Annotated in this window: 11 protein-coding genes and 1 pseudogene; 10 read left to right on the forward strand and 2 right to left on the reverse strand. The window is 72.6% G+C overall.

Annotated features, from left to right (window positions below):
- From LZ198_RS19480 to LZ198_RS19490, 3 genes are all read left to right on the forward strand, one after another.
- A partial coding sequence (locus LZ198_RS19480; RefSeq protein ID WP_253973514.1) for a hypothetical protein occupies positions 1 to 898 on the forward strand: 898 nt, incomplete at its 5' end.
- A 60-nt stretch (positions 899 to 958) separates the two neighbouring features.
- Complete coding sequence (locus LZ198_RS19485) at positions 959 to 1,381, forward strand: cupredoxin domain-containing protein (protein ID WP_253973515.1); 423 nt, start codon at positions 959 to 961, stop codon at positions 1,379 to 1,381.
- A gap of 57 nt (positions 1,382 to 1,438) precedes the next feature.
- A complete protein-coding gene (locus LZ198_RS19490; protein ID WP_253973516.1) occupies positions 1,439 to 4,378 on the forward strand; it encodes a helicase C-terminal domain-containing protein in 2,940 nt (979 codons plus the stop codon).
- Positions 4,379 to 4,409: 31 nt separating this feature from the next.
- Here LZ198_RS19490 and LZ198_RS19495 read toward each other — a convergent pair whose 3' ends face one another.
- Both LZ198_RS19495 and LZ198_RS19500 read right to left on the reverse strand, forming a co-directional pair.
- Positions 4,410 to 5,147, reverse strand: coding sequence for a sensor histidine kinase (locus LZ198_RS19495; RefSeq protein WP_253973517.1), 738 nt, complete (start codon positions 5,145 to 5,147; stop codon positions 4,410 to 4,412).
- Positions 5,144 to 5,890, reverse strand: coding sequence for a HEAT repeat domain-containing protein (locus LZ198_RS19500; protein ID WP_253973518.1), 747 nt, complete (start codon positions 5,888 to 5,890; stop codon positions 5,144 to 5,146). The genes LZ198_RS19495 and LZ198_RS19500 overlap by 4 nt, the downstream gene beginning before the upstream one ends.
- A gap of 345 nt (positions 5,891 to 6,235) precedes the next feature.
- Here LZ198_RS19500 and LZ198_RS19505 point away from each other — a divergent pair, with 345 nt between their 5' ends.
- From LZ198_RS19505 to LZ198_RS19535, 7 genes and pseudogenes are all read left to right on the forward strand, one after another.
- Positions 6,236 to 6,853, forward strand: a complete 618-nt coding sequence (locus LZ198_RS19505; protein ID WP_253973519.1) for a hypothetical protein — start codon at positions 6,236 to 6,238, stop codon at positions 6,851 to 6,853.
- A gap of 290 nt (positions 6,854 to 7,143) precedes the next feature.
- Positions 7,144 to 7,587: a serine O-acetyltransferase gene (locus tag LZ198_RS19510; protein WP_253973520.1), complete on the forward strand. Its 444-nt coding sequence runs from the start codon at positions 7,144 to 7,146 to the stop codon at positions 7,585 to 7,587.
- Positions 7,588 to 7,798: 211 nt separating this feature from the next.
- Positions 7,799 to 10,492: an alanine--tRNA ligase gene (gene alaS, locus LZ198_RS19515; protein ID WP_253973521.1), complete on the forward strand. Its 2,694-nt coding sequence runs from the start codon at positions 7,799 to 7,801 to the stop codon at positions 10,490 to 10,492.
- Positions 10,492 to 11,157, forward strand: a complete 666-nt coding sequence (locus LZ198_RS19520; RefSeq protein WP_253973522.1) for a hypothetical protein — start codon at positions 10,492 to 10,494, stop codon at positions 11,155 to 11,157. Before alaS ends, LZ198_RS19520 begins: the two co-directional genes overlap by 1 nt.
- Positions 11,154 to 11,399, forward strand: a pseudogene (locus LZ198_RS19525) (Hsp70 family protein); the annotation flags it as partial. The gene LZ198_RS19520 and the pseudogene LZ198_RS19525, both read left to right, overlap by 4 nt.
- 2,826 nt (positions 11,400 to 14,225) lie before the next feature.
- On the forward strand, positions 14,226 to 15,896 hold the full coding sequence (locus LZ198_RS19530; protein ID WP_253973669.1) for an Hsp70 family protein: 1,671 nt from the start codon (positions 14,226 to 14,228) through the stop codon (positions 15,894 to 15,896).
- Positions 15,897 to 16,017: 121 nt separating this feature from the next.
- Positions 16,018 to 16,641, forward strand: a complete 624-nt coding sequence (locus LZ198_RS19535) for an outer membrane beta-barrel protein (RefSeq protein ID WP_253973523.1) — start codon at positions 16,018 to 16,020, stop codon at positions 16,639 to 16,641.
- Positions 16,642 to 16,656: the final 15 nt, after the last annotated feature.

A 16,656-nucleotide genomic window follows, 5' to 3' on the forward strand; every position in this document is an offset into this window, starting at 1 on the left:
GCCCCGACCCAGCGGACCGAGGCCTCCCAGCGCCGGCCCCCGCGCGCCGGGGATGGGCGGGCCGCCGTCCGGGCCCCGCCCGGGTGGCTTCGGGGGCCGCCCGGGTGGCTTCCGCCCGTCGACGCCCCGGCCCCCGCCGACGCCCGAGCAGATCCTCGCGCTCGCGCAGCGCGAGCACGTGCCGGCGCGCATCGCCAAGGGCGAGCTCGAGGGGAAGATGAAGTGCCGCATCTGGCGCAAGCTCCACGCGGAAGAGGCCAAGCGCTTCGACCAGGTCTACGAGCTGATGGGGCAGACGCCGGGCCTGTCGCTGGGGGACGCGTTCGGCGTGCTCCAGAGCGGCATGACGGTGGCCGAGTTCATGGCGCGCAAGGAGCGCACGCAGCGCAAGGCGGCCATCAAGCAGGCCCGCGGCGAGGTCGACAACGCCGTCGTCGCGGAGCTGCTCAGCGGGCTCATCGCCGGCAAGACGGAGCTGTCCGTGGTGCTGGCCGAGCGCTCGCTGCTCGACACGCTGGTGGCCGAGGAGCCCATCGCCTTCACGCTGGAGCGCACCGGCCGCCTGGAGAAGCTCCAGGTGGTGCTGCTGGCGCGGCGCGCGGAGTGGGAGCGGCTGCTGCCGGGCCTGGAGCGCGACCAGAAGCTCACCCAGAAGCCGGCGACGGTGGCCCGTCAGCCGGACAAGCGCCCCTATTCGGACCCGCGCGCGTTCCTCGACCACATCGGCCAGACGGTGAAGCTGGTGCTGCGCAACGGCATCACCCTCCAACTGCCGCTGATGCACGTGGGCCGCTTCGACCTGCTGCTCGGTGAGACGGGCCGCGAGGTCTTCGTCCCGCTCCACGCCCTGCTCCGCTTCGAGCCGGGCACCGCGGACGCTCCCGCCGCCGGGGCCTGAGGCCTCGACGCGGGGGCGTGCGCCCTCCTCACCCCGCCCGACCTTCCGCGAGGCATCACCATGCGACAGTTCTTCTCCCGCATCATCAAGCCCCTGCTCGCGCTGGTCGCGACGGCCGTCATGCTCGCCGCCACGCAGCAGGGCTGCACCAAGGACGGCGGCGGCAAGGCCCCGGAGTCCGCCGCGCCCTCCGTCCCGGAGAAGCGGGAGGGCGGCGTGCGGGTGGTGGAGCTGTCCGTGACGGAGAAGGGCTACGAGCCCAGCCCCGTGACGCTCAAGAAGGGCGAGCCGGTGAAGCTGGTGGTGACGCGCAAGACGGACCAGACGTGCGCCACCGAGGTCGTCATGGACGGCTACGACATCAACACGCCGCTGCCGCTCAACCAGCCGGTGGAAATCACCTTCACTCCCAAGGAGTCCGGCAAGCTCGTCTACGGCTGCGCCATGGGGAAGATGATTTCCGGCGTTTTCATGGTGGACTGAGCAGGTCGGCGGAAATCTGGGCACCGCGCCAGGGCGGCCTTAGTCTCGGCGCCCTGCATGGGCGGCGCGGCGGAGCTCTTCACGCGGCATGTCTTCCTCGACCTCGAGACGACGGGGCTGGACCCGCGTGTCGACGAAATCATCGAGCTGGGCTGCCTCTTCTTCGAGAACGGGCGCGAGGTGGACCGCTTCGCGCGGTTGTACTCGGCGTCCCGGCCTCTTCCCCTCACCATCCGCCGGCTCACGGGGCTGACGGACGCGGACCTCGCGGGCCGGCCGCGCTTCGGCGTGGACATGGCGGAGCTGCGCGAGCGGCTCGCCGGCTGGACGGTGGTGGCGCACAACGCGCAGTTCGAGAAGGGCTTCCTGCCGGACCTGCTGGGGCCCATCCGCGCGCCGGTGCTCGACTCGTGCGAGCTGATGCACTACCTGCACCCGGAGCTGCGCAGCCACTCCCTGGAGTCGCTGCTGCGCTGGGCGGGCCTGGGCATCCGCCAGCCCCACCGCGCGCTGTCGGACTGCGAGGCCGTCTACGCCGTGCTGGTGCAGACGATGGAGCGCTGCATCCGCGACGGACGCGGTGACGACGTCGCGGACCTGCTCGCCACGCTGGACCCGCGCGCGTCGCTGCGGCTCGTCACGACGGACGGCGACGGCGCGGGCGCCGACACCGAGGAGCGCCCGCTGCTGGAGCTGCTCTCCCGGCTGCGCGACGCGTGCCGGGAGGTCTCCGCGCCGCTGGCGTTGGAGACCCAGGGCTTCCTCCAGGGAAGGCCGGAGCGCCGGCGCGCCAGCGGGAGCACGCCCGTGGAGCCGGAGCCCGACACGCCCGTCGTCCCGGTGCGGGACGACGAGGTGACGGCGGTGCTGGGCCCGAACGGCGCCCTGGAGCGGATGGACGAGGGGTTCCGGAGCCGCGCCGCGCAGCTCGACGTGGCGCACGCGGTGGGCCGGGCCTTGTCGGACGGCGGGCAGGTGGCGGTGGAGGCCGGGACGGGGACGGGCAAGTCGCTCGCGTACCTGGCGCCCGCGGCCCTCTTCGCCGCGCGCAACGGGCGCAAGGTGGGCGTGGCGCCGCACACGAAGACGCTCCAGGACCAGCTCCTGGAGAAGGACCTGCCCCGGCTGCACCGCGCCCTGGGGGGCGCGTTCGGCTACGCGCTGCTCAAGGGCCAGTCCAACTACCTGTGCCGGCGCCGCGCGCTGGAGGCCACGCGCGTGGAGCCGGGGATGCGCCACGCCGCGCGCGCCCCACGGGCGTACCTGCGGGCCTACCTGCGCCGCAGCACGGACGGAGACCTGGACCGGCTCAGCCACTGGTTCCGCGAACGCTTCCCGGTGCTGCTGGGCCTGCTGCCCGCGGTGCGCTCGGAGGCGGCGACGACGCTGGGCGAGAAGTGCCCGCACTACCACCGGTGCTTCTACCACTCGGCGGTGGCGCAGGCGCGCGAGGCGGACGTGCTGGTCGTCAACCAGTCGCTCGCCTTCGCCTGGCCCGCGCGCTACCCGAAGCTGGACCACCTGGTGCTGGACGAGGCGCACGAGGTGGAGGACGTGGCCACCACGGCGCTCACCGTGGAGCTGTCGGACCTGGCCTTCCTGCGTCTCACCGAGCGGCTGCATGGACGGGACGGCCGCCGCGGCCTCTTCGCCGAATTGCGGCGGGCCCTCGCCACGTCGCGCCGGCAGGAGTCCCGCGCGCTGATGGGCCACATCGAGGACGCGCTGCGCCGCCTGCTGGACGAGGCCCGGGACCTGGCCGCGTGCGTGACGGCGCTGTGCGAGCCCTCGGCCACGACGGTGGGCGAGGACCCCGACGAGGGCGCCTACGCGCCGGAGCTGCGCGTGACGGAGGCGGTGCGGGCCCTGCCCACCTGGGAGCCCGTGCGCGAGGGGCTGGAGGCGGTGCGCGGGGCGCTCCAGGCGCTGCACACGCTGCTCGCGGTGCGCGTGCTGGAGGCCCTGCCGGAGCTGGCGGCGCGGCAGCCCGCGCTGGAGCGGGAGCTGTCCGGGGCGACGTCGGAGCTGGGCGAGCTGACGACCCTGGCGCAGGAGCTGTCCGCGGAGCCGGCGGCGGGGCGGTGCTACGCGGCCACCGCCGAGCCGCGCAGGCAGCGTTGGAGCCTGGGCGCGCAGCCGGTGGACGTCTCCCTGCACGTCTCGCGCGACTTCGCGGCGACCAAGCGCGCGCTCGTGCTGGCCTCCGCGACGCTGGGGCCGAGCGTGGGCAACGCCCTGCCCTTCGTGCTGCGACGCCTGGGGCTCGACGGCCGTGGGGACCGACCCGCGCCGCGGCTGCTGCGGGCGCCCTCCCCGTTCCAACTGCGCGAGCAGGCCCTGGTGGTGCTCGTCACGGACGCGCCGCGCGCGCACGAGGAGCCCTTCGTGGAGTGGGCGGCGACGCGCATCTCCGGGCTCGCGCAGACCATGGGCGGGCGGCTGCTGGGGCTGTTCGCCTCCACGCGGCGCATGGAGCGCGTGGGCGAGGAGGCGCGCGCGCGGCTGGAGCCCCTGGGCATCGAGGTGCTGCGGCAGTCCCGCGGCCACAGCCGCTCGCTCGCGGCGCGCCAGGAGCGCGACACGGGCACGGTGCTGCTGGGCACCAAGAGCTTCTGGCAGGGCGTGGACATCCCGGGGCGGGGCGTGGGCTGCGTGTTCATCGACAAGCTGCCCCTGGAGCCCGCGCTGCGCCCGCTGGTGGCGGCCCGCGAGGAGCCGCTCGCCCGAGGAGGCAACGAGTACCAGGGCTTCCTCCAGTACCGGCTGCCGCGCGCGCTGCTCCTGCTGCGACAGGGCGTGGGGCGGCTCATCCGCTCCACCACGGACCGGGGCGTGGTCATCATCGCGGACCCCGGCCACCCCAGCTACCGCGCGCACCTGCTGGAGGCGCTCGACGGCTATCGCGTGGAGGCGCTGCCCTGGGCCCAGGCCCGGCTGCGCATCCACGCCGTGCTGAAGCAGACGGGCCTCGCGGTGGACGTGGCGACGCCGGGCTGAGCGCGCCACCGTCCGTCCCGGGCCCGGGGGCTCAGGACTCCAGCCGCGCGCGGAAGCGGGCCTCCAGCGCCCGCAGCTCCGCGAGCGGCTCGCCGGACAGGCCCGCGCGCTCCGCCGTCTCCAGGGCCTTGGCCAGCGCGCGCGCGTCGTCCTCGCCCTGGTCGCGCAGCTGCTGCACCATCGTCCGCGTGGCCTCGAACAGGTCCCTCAATTCGTCGCCGTCGCGCAGGCCGTGCTTGGGCGGGGACAGCTTGCCGGCCTGGACGTCGCCCACCATGCGGCGGATGCGCAGGAGGGGGCCGGCCACCCGGTGCGTCACCACGATGGTGCCCAGCGCGACCACCGCGATGAAGCCCAGCAGGCCGATGCCCAGCACCCACCAGGTGACGCGCTGGCGCCACTCCAGCTCCGCGCGCTGGGCGACGATGGCGGCGCGCTCCGCGTCGTAGGTGGCGTCGATGGTGCGCGCCTTCTCGCGGAAGGTGGCCTCGAAGGTCGGGTCGTCCATCCGGGCCAGGAGCTCGTTGGACAGCGTGGCGCCGGACAGCTCCCGGCTGACCTCCGCGGCGCGGGAGCGGGCCTCCACCGCCGTCGCCGTCTCGCGCATCAGCGCCTGCGCGGAGCGCATCAGGAACACGCCCAGCAGCGCGGACAGCACCACCGTCACCCCGACGATGTACGCGGTCAGCTTGAGCTGGAAGCTCGCATCCAGCAGGAAGTTGCGCCATCGCCGCTTCGGCGGCGCCGCGTGCGTCGTGGTCGTCGTCATGTCTCGTTGCTCCACTCGAAGGTTTCCGCCGCCTCCTCCACGGCCTTGGGCACCAGCGCCTTGAGGAGGTCCGCGGGCTGAGCGCCCGCCGCCTTCACGTCCACCTGCCCCAGGAGCGACTGCTCCGGGTAGCTCATGCAGACGATGGCCACCCGGAGCCCGCCGCCCTCCAGGGCGTGGACCTCCGGGGTGATGCGATAGCCGTGCACTCCCAGCTTCTTCAACGTCCCCTTCGCCGCGGCCTTGGACTCCTTGGCCGGCGCGAGCATCGCCCCCCGGCGCACGAGCCGCGAGCGGAGCCGGGCCTCGGTGGACTTCACCAGCTCCGGGGGCAGCGAGCGCGTGACGTCCTTCAGCGCGTCCATGACGATGTAGAAGCGCGGCGGGCGGGCCTGGTAGGCCTTCAGCGCGCTCACGGCCTCCTGCACCGCCGCCTGGACCGTGGCGTCCGCCTCCGACTTGTGCGCTTCCAGACACGGCAGCGCGGACGCCTCCTGGAGCTTCGCCAGGGCCTTGGCGACCGCCGCGCGCACCAGCTCGCTGGGGTCGCCCAGCCCACCGCACAATGGCGGCACCGCGTCCGGGTCCTCGGTGGCGCCGAGCACCAGCGCCGCCTGGGAGCGGGAGCGGGGGTCCTTGCCCTGCTGGAGCTGGCGTCCCAGGAAGGTGATACGGCTGTCCCCCTGGCCGAGGGCCACGAGGGGCACGAGGAGCAGCGGGACGAGGACGGGGGGCAGCCGCATGGCGGGGACGGACCGTCAGTGTAGCGCCGCCTGCCTCCTGGCGAACAGTCGCCTCGGGGCTCCCGCGCCCACCTTCTCTGCTCGCGTAGGCGTCATGGATCCGTCTGGGAGCCATCCTGGGGTAACGTGCGCCGGTCCAGGAGGGCATGCCCGGTGTCATTCGCTTCCCGGTTGGAAGGTCTGCTGCATCAAGTGGGGTTGGGCGGGGTGGTGGAAGAGGTGCGTTCTCGACTCGGGTATCCCCGCGAGCCGACGCCGACCCGCAACGGCGCCCCGCATCATCATCCGTCTCCCCCGCCTCCAGCCTGGCGTGAGGCGGCGCCCCCCGCTCCCGCCGCGGAGCCCGTGAGTCCTCCGCCCGCCCGCGCGCCCGAGCCCACGGTGGCCCAGCGCACGCCCAGACCCCGGCCGCCCGAGCCCGTCCCCGTCGAGCCCGTGCTCGCGGACGCGAACGCGAAGGTGAAGAAGGCCCGGGGCACGAAGAAGACCCGCGCCACCACCGCGCCCAAGGCGGCGGCGCCCAAGGCGGACAAGCGCGGCGCCTCGCGCGCCGGCAAGGCGAAGGCTCCGTCGAAGCGCGCGCGCGCGCCGGCACAGGGCGCGGCCAACGCGGCGTCGCAGGACCTGGGCGAGGTGGTGGGCCAGCTCGTCGCGGCGCTGCGGGCGCACCCCCACCACGCGCAGCTCGTCGTCGCCGGCAAGCAGAAGGACCAGCTCGTGCGCTCGTTGATTCCGCTCTACCTCGCGCACGCGGGGCAGCTCGACCTCGAGGTGACGTCGGGGACGACGTCCCGGTTCTGGGGGGAGCTGGGCGTCACCTACGCGGCGCCCAACGCGGCCAAGGCGCTGCGGCTCCACGCCGGCTACGCCCACGACACGAAGAAGGGCAAGGCCATCACGCCCAAGGGCGTCCAGTACGTCGAGGACGCCCTGGAGCGGCTGCGCGCGGACGCGGCCTCCTGAGGACACCGCCCCGGGTGGCGGTCCGGAGTGTCGGGCCGCCATCAGTCGAGGGCGCGCGTGGACGCGCCGGGGGTTGGCTGGCGGACGCTCTCCCCTCCCTCGCGAGCGTGCGGGTGGTTGGCGCGCAGGCGCCCCCTAGATTGGCCCCGAGCGATGGCCATGACGCGACCTCCACCCTGGATGCCCCGCCCCGCTGCCCCGGTCCCCACGCCGCTCGCGACGCCTGGAGCCCCGGAGCCCCCCGTCGGGAGCCGGCCCCCGGGACGCGTGGCTCGGACGAGGGGTGGGTCATGGGCCCCACCGCGCTGACCTTCTACCGGGCCGCCAGGCGCCTGCGGGAGCTGGGGCTGCCCGTGCTGCCCGGCCTCGTCGCGGCGGCGGGAGACCACCTCTTGCACGGCCACGTGGACATCGACGCGCGCCTGCACGCCTCCGTCGGCCTGGGTTATGGCGGCGTGGGCGTGGTGGTGGCGCCCGGCGTGGAGATTGGCGAGGGCAGCTTCCTCGCGCAGAACGTCAGCGTGGAGCCCCTGCTGGGCGAGGCCCGGGCGCCGCGCATCGGGCGCAACGTCTTCGTGGGCGCGGGGGCGCAGATCATCGGCCCGGTGACGGTGGGAGACGGCGCCGTGATTGGGGCCGGGGCCCTGGTGACCTCCGACGTGCCCCCGCTCGCCGTGGTGGCGGGCGCCCCGGCCCGGGAGCTCGCCCGGCGCGGACCACCGCCCTCTCCCTGAGGTGCCCGGAGGGCGCTCGGAAGCCCTCCGGCCCGCCACCTCGGGAGGACCGCCCCGCCCTGCGTCCAACGGGCCCCCGGAGCGGCGGAGTCCCCCCTTCGTCATGCAACCAGCGGGGAGGGTCAGCCCCCTGGACCGTGGGGCGTCCTCCTACCCCATGCAGACTCCAAGAACTCCTGCGCCGCCTCCTCTTGTGGCATATACCCACACCATGCCTTCCGCCCTCACCGCCTCCCAGATTCGCGAGGCGTTCCTCAAGTTCTTCGAGGAGCGTGGACACCGTCGCGTCCCCTCCTCCTCGCTGGTGCCCGCCAACGACCCGACCCTGCTGTTCACCAACGCGGGCATGGTGCAGTTCAAGGACGTCTTCACCGGCCGCGAGCGGCGCGACTACACCCGCGCGACGACCTCGCAGAAGTGCGTGCGCGCCGGTGGCAAGCACAACGACCTCGACAACGTGGGCTACACGGCGCGCCACCACACGTTCTTCGAGATGCTCGGCAACTTCTCCTTCGGCGACTACTTCAAGGCGGACGCCATCGCGTACGGCTGGGAGTTCGTGACGAAGACGCTCGGCCTGGCGAAGGACCGGCTGGCCATCACCGTGTTCAACGGCGAGGACGGCATCCCCTGGGACGAGGAGGCGTTCGAGCTGTGGGCGAAGGAGGGCGTGTCCCGAGACCGCATCTACAAGCTCGGCAAGAAGGACAACTTCTGGGCCATGGGCGACACCGGCCCGTGCGGCCCCTGCTCCGAGATCCACTACCACCAGGGCGACGACATCCCCTGTGTCGAGGAGGCCGCGGGCAGCAAGTGCCTGGGCGTCGCGTGTGACTGCGACCGGTGGCTGGAAATCTGGAACCTCGTGTTCATGCAGTTCGAGCGCAAGGAGAAGGACGCGCCGCTGATTCCGCTGCCCAAGCCGTCCATCGACACGGGCGCGGGTCTGGAGCGCATCGCGTCCGTCGTCCAGGGCAAGCGCTCGAACTACGACACGGACCTCTTCCAGGACATCATCGCGAAGGTGGTCGAAGTCTCCGGCAAGCCGTACTCACAGGAGACGGGCGCCTCCCACCGAGTCATCGCGGACCACAGCCGCGCGGCGGCGTTCCTCATCGCCGACGGCGTGCAGCCCTCCAACGAGGGCCGCGGCTACGTGCTCCGCCGCATCATGCGCCGCGCCATCCGCCACGGCGCGCACCTGATGCGCATCGAGCAGCACTTCTTCCACAAGGTCATCGACCGCGTCATCGAGCTGATGGGCGACGCGTACCCCGAACTGCGCGAGAGCCGCCCGTTCATCCTCCGGGTGGCGGAGTTCGAGGAGCAGAGCTTCCGCGAGACGCTCAGCCGCGGCATGAAGCTCATCGAGGAGAGCGTCACCCGCATGAAGGCGGCGGGCGAGAAGGTGATGACGGGCCAGGAGGTGTTCCTCTTCCACGGCACCTACGGCTTCCCGTCGGACCTGACGCAGATCATCCTCCAGGAGCACGGCCTGGAGGCCGACCTCCCGGGCTACGAGCGGGTCAAGGACGACGACTCCAAGGGCGTCAAGTCCGCGCTCAACAAGGACAAGGCCGTCGGCGACGTGTACCTCAAGCTCCTCGAGAAGCTCGGGCCCACCGAGTTCCTCGGCTACGAGGGCGAGGGACACGAGGGCGAGGGCAGCATCCGCGCGCTGATTCGCGACGGCGTCGAGGTGTCCGAGGCGTCCCAGGGCGACAAGGTGGAGGTCGTGCTCGACCGGACGCCCTTCTACGGTGAGTCCGGCGGACAGATTGGCGACACGGGCGACATCGTCGGTCACGGCGGCAAGGCCGTGGCGAAGGTGCAGGACGCGCAGCGCCCGGTCTCCGGGCTCACCGTCCACGCGGTGGAAATCACCGAGGGCACGTTCAAGGTCGGCGACATGGTGCAGGCGGCGGTGGACGTGGAGCGCCGCAAGGCCATCCGCGCGAACCACTCCGCGACGCACCTGCTGCACAAGGCGCTGAAGCTGGTGCTGGGCGAGCACGTGAAGCAGGCGGGCTCCGTCGTGGCGCCGGACTTCCTGCGCTTCGACTTCTCGCACTTCGGACCGCTCACCACGGAGGAGTCGGAGCGGGTCGAGGACCTGGTCAACGGCTGGATTCGCGACAACACGGCGGCGCAGACGCGCGTGATGGCGCTGGAGGACGCGAAGAAGTCCGGCGCGGTGGCGATGTTCGGCGAGAAGTACGGCGAGACGGTGCGCGTCGTCACCGTGCATCCGGAGTCCACCGAGCTGTGCGGCGGCACGCATGTGCGCCGCAGCGGCGACATCGGCCTGTTCAAGCTCTCGAGCGAGAGCAGCGTGGCGTCCGGCGTGCGCCGCATCATCGCGCTCACGGGCGTGGGCGCGCTCCAGTTCGTCCGCGAGCAGGAGCACGAGCTGCGCAAGGTGGCCGAGCTGCTGAAGACGAACCCGAAGGAGATCGCCAAGCGCGTCGAGGCGACGCAGAAGCGCGTGAAGGAGCTCGAGCGCAAGGTCGAGGAGGTCTCCGTCAAGGCGCAGACGGCGGGCAGCAAGGACCTGCTGGAGCAGGCCCGCGACGTCAACGGCATGAAGGTGCTGGCGACGCGCGTGGACCCGGCGGACGACAAGGTGTTCCGCGGCATGGCGGACCAGTTGCGCGACCGCATCCGCTCGGGCGTGGTGGCCATCGGCGGCGAGAAGGACGGCCGGGCCATCATCCTCGTGGCGGCGACGAAGGACGTCGTGGCCAAGGGCATCAGCGCGGGCGACCTCGTGCGGGAGATGGCCAAGGAGGTCGGTGGCAAGGGCGGCGGCAAGCCCGACATGGCCCAGGCCGGTGGCCCCGACGCGACGAAGCTGTCCGCGGCGCTGGAGAAGCTCTACGAGCTGGTGAAGGGCGCGAGCGCCTGATGCGAACCCGCTCCTCCGCCCCCATGGCCCCGGTGGCACGACTCCTGGCGGCGGCCCTCCTCGTGGGGGGCTGCACGAAGGACGAGGCGTCGCCTGGCGCGATGGGGAACGCGGATGAGCGCACGCTCCAGAAGCTGCGTCAGGAAGTCGACCGGGTGAACCAGGGCGGCCGAGCCACCGCCGCCCCCGAGCCGGTGCGAGCAGCCCCCAACGCGCAGCTCGCGGGTCTCGCGGCGGCGCAGACGGACATGGCGCCGCAGAAGCTGAACCTGCCGGAGCCCAACGACACGGTGCACGTCGACACCGTGGCGATGAAGCTCACGGGGCTCGAGGCTTCGCACTCGGTGAAGGGTTCGGGCAAGTTGAGCATGACGACGGAGGACCAGTTCCTCCGGGTCCAGCTCGTGACGCAGAACGTGGGCGAGAAGCCCGCGAGCCTGGACCTCGACGAGGCGAAGGTCGTCGACGCGAAGGGCACGGCCTACGGTGTGGCCCGGGACGTCCAGGTGCTCGCGGGCACGCGCCCGCTGCGCCGCACCTGGGGGCCGGATGAGCGCACCGACATGGTCCTCCTGTTCGAGCTCCCCCCACAGGCCCTGCGCGAAAGCACCCTGGGCCTGGTCATCCCCGGGACAGGGGGAGAGGTGCGGATCCCCCTGCGATGAGCGGGCTCGCGTCCAAGCTGCTGCCCCTGAGAATCCGTCTTCCGTACTCCACGGAAGAGGAGTTCATCGACAAGTACGGCTCCAACGTCGCGCGGGGTGGCGTGTTCGTGGCCACGCGTGCGCTGAAGCCCGAGGGCACCGGGCTCGCGTTCGAGTTCGTGCTCGCGGATGGGACGCGGCTGCTGCGCGGTGAAGGCGTGGTGGTGAAGGCCCAGGTCGAATCCGGCAACGGGCGCACCGGGATGACCGTGCGCTTCGTGAAGCTGGATGCCGCCAGCAAGGCCGTCGTCGACCGCGTCGTCGCGCGACGAGGCCTTCCCGAGGCCCCCCCTGCTCCGGTGCACACGGTGCCGGGCCTCGTGAGGAAGGCGCAGCAGCCTCCCGTGGCGAAGCCCGCGGAATCCCCTCCGGCGGAGACACGCAAGCCCCCTATCGCCGAGGAGCCCGCGGCGGCTCGGGACGAGTCGGCCACGGAGCCGGTCAGCGCCCACGTGGTTCACGAGGACGCGCCGTCCCCGGCCGAGACCAGCAAGGCTGAAGACGTTCGAGAGCCGAGCGCGGAGGCTGACGCCTCGGAGCACCACGCCGAGCCCGCGACTCCCGGAGAAGCCCAGGAGCATCAGGCCGTATCGCCCGCCCGAGCGGAGGGCGGGGCTGTCGAGGCACCGCCGTCGGATGAGGGCGACGGGCTCGACTTCGACATCACCGCGAGCCTGTTCGACTCGGACGATGCGGAGTCGTCGGCGTCCCCCGACTCGCAGGCTGTCCCCGTCGGGCCCGAGGCTCCACGTCCTGTGGACAAGGGCGCGGTTCCGGTCGCGAGCATCGAGGCCCACGCAACGACGACGCCCACGGTCAGCGTCCCGGTTCGCCCCCAGACGGGAGCACCGCGCTTCGAGCTGGCTCCGCCCTCGGACGGTCCCTCCGCGCGACCGGCCGCGCCCCGCGTGGAGACACAGGCCCGAGCAGTCCCGGGACAGCGCCGTCCCAGCGACGAAGTGGCCGCTGGCCTCGAGTCCGCGTCGTCCGAGAACGTGCCGCTCGCGACCTCCACGAGTCCGGGCACGACGCCGTCGGAACCGGATGACGACGTTTTCTCGTGGGATATCCAAGAGGACACGGACTCCGAACCGGCCGTCGCCGCGTCAGTCGTCAAGGAACCGAGCCCAGCGGAACCCTTGCGGAGTGAGTCCACGACGGCAGATGCGCAGGACACGAGCCAGTCCCCGACAGGGACATCTGGCACGAGCTCCTCGTCAGGGTCTGCGGACGCCTCCACTGCTACGGCGCCCCAGGCATCCACCGAGTCCGCAGCGCGTGATGCCTCGACGGCCGCTCCCGCGACGTCCGGTGAGGCAGCACCCCACTGGAACGAGCGTCCCGAAGAGAGCACCGGGACAATGGCTGAATCGGCGCCAAGCGAAGCAGCGGGCGCCGACACTTCGACAGAGGCTCTGGCATCCGAGGAGTCTTGGCAGCACGCGGGCGACGACTCGGGTCCCTCGACAGGCGTAGCGGAACCACACGTCGTCAGTGACTCGAGTTCCTCTACGGAATCCGTGACGGACAAGCCGTCACGGCTCAACGTCCCGCCCCTCTCAGAAGAGACCGCCGCACACCGCAAAGCGAGTGCCTCCGCCCCCTCCGCGGAGACTCCGACGTCCGAGGCATCACGGCGCCACGACCGGGACACCACGGTTGGTTCGGAGGACGCCTCGGCACCATGCGACACAAGTGCCACGGCCTCGTCGGCAGTGGAGCCGACATCCGAGATGTCAGGGGGGAGCGAGAGCACCGCCCCTGTCGCCCCAGAGGACGCATCGGAGCCACGAGACGAAAGTGTCTCCGCCTCCTTGGAAGAAGCTCCGACGTCCGAGACACCTCGGGCTCACGACCGCGACGCCTCGGTCCGCTCGACGGACGCATCGGCGCCAGTCAACACGAATGCCTCGGCAGAGACTCCGACATACGACGCGCTTCACGACCACGACCGAATCATCTCAGGTCACTCGGCGGACACGTCGGAGCAGCGAGATGCAGGCTCCTCGGCGGAGACTCCGCCCCCCGCGGAGCCACGAGACCACGACCGAGATATCTCGAGCCTCACATCGGACATTGCGGACCAGCCAGGTACGGGTGCCTCCTCTCCGCTGACGGAGCCCTCACCATCCGAGGCGGCTCAGCAACACAGTGGCAATACCTCCTCGGGCCCGTCGCTCGACGCACTGACTCCGGCGGAATCACCACGACTAGACGAGGGCGCCGCTCTCGGCCAACCGCCCCGCGATTCCTCGTCGGCGGCTCCGACGACGGTCACCGCGAGCGAGAACGCTCTCGGCCAACCAGCTCCCGATACCTCGTCGACTGCTCCGACGGCGGTCACCGCGAGCGAGGAGGGAGCGGCACGCCAGGAGCCCAAGCCTCCCGCTGCCTCGACAACCATCTCGGCTGAGAGCGAAGCAGCGCCCGGAGAGACAAGCACCTCCAGTTCCTCGCTCCCAGCCGGGGGCACACAGCCAGCCGCGACTGACTCCGCAGCCCCGACCACGGAGTCCGCTCCAGGCAGCGCGCAGCCAGCCGCGACCGTCTCCGCAACTTCCACGGGTCGCGCCCCGACCACGGAGTCCGCGCCTGACAGCGCGCAGCCAGCCGCGACCGTCTCCGCAACTTCCACGGGTCGCGCCCCGACCACGGAGTCCGCGCCTGACAGCGCGCAGCCAGCCGCGACTGACTCCGCAGCCCCGACCACAGAGTTCGCTCCAGGCAGCGCGCAGCCAGCCGCGACCGTCTCCGTACTTTCCACGGGTCGCCCCCCGACCACAGAGTCCGTTCCTGACAGCGCGCAGCCAGCCGCGACCGTCTCCGTACCTTCCACGGGTCGCGCCCCGACCACGGAGTCCGCGCCTGACAGCGCGCAGCCAGCCGCGACTGACTCCGCACCTTCCACGGGCCGCGCCCCGACCACGGAGTCCGCGCCTGGCAGCGCGCAGCAGCCAGTAGCCGACACGGAGCCTTCGCGCCGTGAACGCGCGGACGCCCCCACGGGCCGTGGTCCCCACCTCGAGTCCGTGCCGACGCCGACCGCGGACGTCGAATCGGCTCGAAGCCGGCGCCGGGCGCTGCTCGAGGTCCCCGTCCCCACGGCCTCGCCGTCCGCCTCCGTCCCCGAGGTCATCCTCGGCATCGACTTGGGGACCTCTCACGCCCGGGTCGCCGTCCTCCACGAGGGCACCGCGCGGCTCGTCCCGCTGCCGGGCACGGAGACCCACGAACTACTCGCCCTGGTCGCCGTGGATGGCAGCGAGGAGCTGCTCGTCGGCCCCGCCGCGCAGGTCGAGGCCACCCGCGCACCGCGCCGCGCCGCGCACGGCCTCATGCGGCTGCTCGGACTCCGGGCCCGCTCACCGCGCCTGCGCGCCCTGACGCCGCACCTCCCCTTCCCCATCACGGCGGACCCGAACGGCGACGCGGCGGTGGAGCTCGGTGGCCGGCTCGTCTCCCCCACCCTCTTCACCGCGCTGCTGCTGCGCGAGCTGAAGCACGCCGCGGCCACCTTCGTCGGACGCAAGGCCACGCGCGCCGTCATCTGCGCGCCCACCCACTTCACGGACCGCCAGCGCGCGGCCCTGCGTGACGCGGCGACCCTCGCCGGGCTCGACGCCCAACGCATCCTCACCGCGCCCGCCGCGGCGGCGCTCGCGCACGGTCACGGCCGGGGCCTCGCGCGCAAGCGGGTGCTCGTCGTGGACGTGGGCGGCGGCGGGCTCGAGGTGGCCGTGGTCCAGGTGACCGGTGACGACCTGGAGGTCATCACCACCGGTGGAGACCCGCTGGTCGGAGGCATGGACTTCGACACGCGCATCGCGGAGGCGCTCGCCAGCGACCTCGCGGAGCAGGGCGTGCCCAGGCCGGACCACCTGCTCGACTGGGGCCCGCTGCGCGCGGCCGCGGAGACCGCCAAGATGGCCCTCTCCGAACGCACCGAGGTGGAGGTCCCGATGCCCACCGGCACCGTGCCCCCACTCAGCCGCGAGCGCGTCGAGGCGCTCACGGCCGACCTCGCCCAGCGCGTCACCGCCGTCGTGCGCGAGGTCCTCGACTCCAACGCCTTGTCGCCCCAGGGCCTCGACGCCGTGCTGCTCGTCGGCGGACAGGGCCGCACGCCGCTCGTGCGCCGCCGCCTGGAGGAGAGCCTCGGCGTGCCCGTGCGCGAGGACGTGGACGCGCGGGGCGCGGTGGCGCTCGGCGCGGCCCTGCTCGGTCACGCGCTGCTGCTCGCGGAAGGGGGCAAGCCCGCCGCCTCCGTCTCCGAGGTGCTCTCCATGCCCGTGGGCGTCGCCGAGCGCGGCGGCACCATGCGCCGCGTGCTGGAGCGCACCACCCGCCTCCCCGCCGGCAAGACGCTCGTCTTCCCCATGACGGCGCCCGGCCCGCTGGAGCTCGCCCTCTTCCAGGGAACCTCCTCCCTCGTCGCGGAGAACGAGTACCTGGGCCGCGTCTCCCTCAACGTCGAGCGCCCGGGCGAGGTGGAGCTGCACCTGGCGCTCTCCGTCGACGGCGTGCTGTCGCTCGAGGCCACGCTGCCGGGCGTGCGCCGCCAGCCCGTCTCCCTCGCCCTCGAGGACCTGGACGACGCGGGGCGCGAGGCGCTCATCGCCCGCTCGCCGCTCGTCGGTGAACCCGAGGCGCGCCCGAGCGGACTGCTGTCCGGGCTGAAGAAGCTGTTCGGTCGCCGCTGAGCGCCCCGCCGCCCGTCCCCTGCCGGACCCTCCGACCCACCGCCGGCCCCGTGGGCGCTCTCTGTAGCCGACTCGACGGATGCCCACCTTGTCGCTGACCGAAACCTCGGGGAGGTATGCGATGCGACGTTCGATGGCGGGAGGAGTGACCGTGGTGGCCCTGGGTCTGGCGAGTCCGGCCCTGGCGGCGGTGGAGGCCCAGCATGTCGCCAAGAAGCTGGGCATGAGGGACGACCCCGAGGCGGGTCTCGACGTGCGCCTGGGCCTGGGCGGACTCACCGGCTCGCTGGGCGACGACACCAAGGTCGGGCCGCTGCTCGGCATCGTCGCCGAGGTGACGCCGTGGAAGTACCTCGGCTTCGAGGCCGGCTATGAAATCCAGCGCAACGGCATCGACAGCAGTCGCGTCGGCGACGAGGGCGAGGGGCTCTGGCGCAACGGCCTGGGGGTGCTCGCCAAGGTAGGCCCCTACGTCGAGGAGCGCTGGCGCCCCTTCGTGGGTGTCGGCTTCGGCGTGAACTACTTCAACCCGTCCGACGGCGCCGACAACGTCTACCGCAACGACTGGACCACCGACGTCCCGCTCGCCGCGGGCGTTGAGTATCGCTTCGGCCACCTCTACGCGGGGGCCCGGGCGACCTACCACCTCATCGGCGGCGAGAACATCGTGGACCGCCCGGGGACCGACGAGCGGGCCCACGGCGGCGTCCTCAACGGCAACATCTCCGTGGGCGGCCGCTTCTAGGCCCCCCACCGCCAC

The organism is Myxococcus dinghuensis, assembly GCF_024198235.1.
GTDB lineage: Bacteria > Myxococcota > Myxococcia > Myxococcales > Myxococcaceae > Myxococcus > Myxococcus dinghuensis.

Bases quoted from the DNA above. Each gene is read 5' to 3' on its own strand.
- LZ198_RS19485 (WP_253973515.1), top strand. From the start codon at position 959: ATGCGACAGTTCTTCTCCCGCATCATCAAGCCCCTGCTCGCGCTGGTC.
- LZ198_RS19490 (WP_253973516.1), top strand. From the start codon at position 1,439: ATGGGCGGCGCGGCGGAGCTCTTCACGCGGCATGTCTTCCTCGACCTC.
- LZ198_RS19495 (WP_253973517.1), bottom strand. From the start codon at position 5,147: ATGACGACGACCACGACGCACGCGGCGCCGCCGAAGCGGCGATGGCGC.
- LZ198_RS19500 (WP_253973518.1), bottom strand. From the start codon at position 5,890: ATGCGGCTGCCCCCCGTCCTCGTCCCGCTGCTCCTCGTGCCCCTCGTG.
- LZ198_RS19510 (WP_253973520.1), top strand. From the start codon at position 7,144: ATGGGCCCCACCGCGCTGACCTTCTACCGGGCCGCCAGGCGCCTGCGG.
- alaS (WP_253973521.1), top strand. From the start codon at position 7,799: ATGCCTTCCGCCCTCACCGCCTCCCAGATTCGCGAGGCGTTCCTCAAG.
- LZ198_RS19520 (WP_253973522.1), top strand. From the start codon at position 10,492: ATGCGAACCCGCTCCTCCGCCCCCATGGCCCCGGTGGCACGACTCCTG.
- LZ198_RS19535 (WP_253973523.1), top strand. From the start codon at position 16,018: ATGCGACGTTCGATGGCGGGAGGAGTGACCGTGGTGGCCCTGGGTCTG.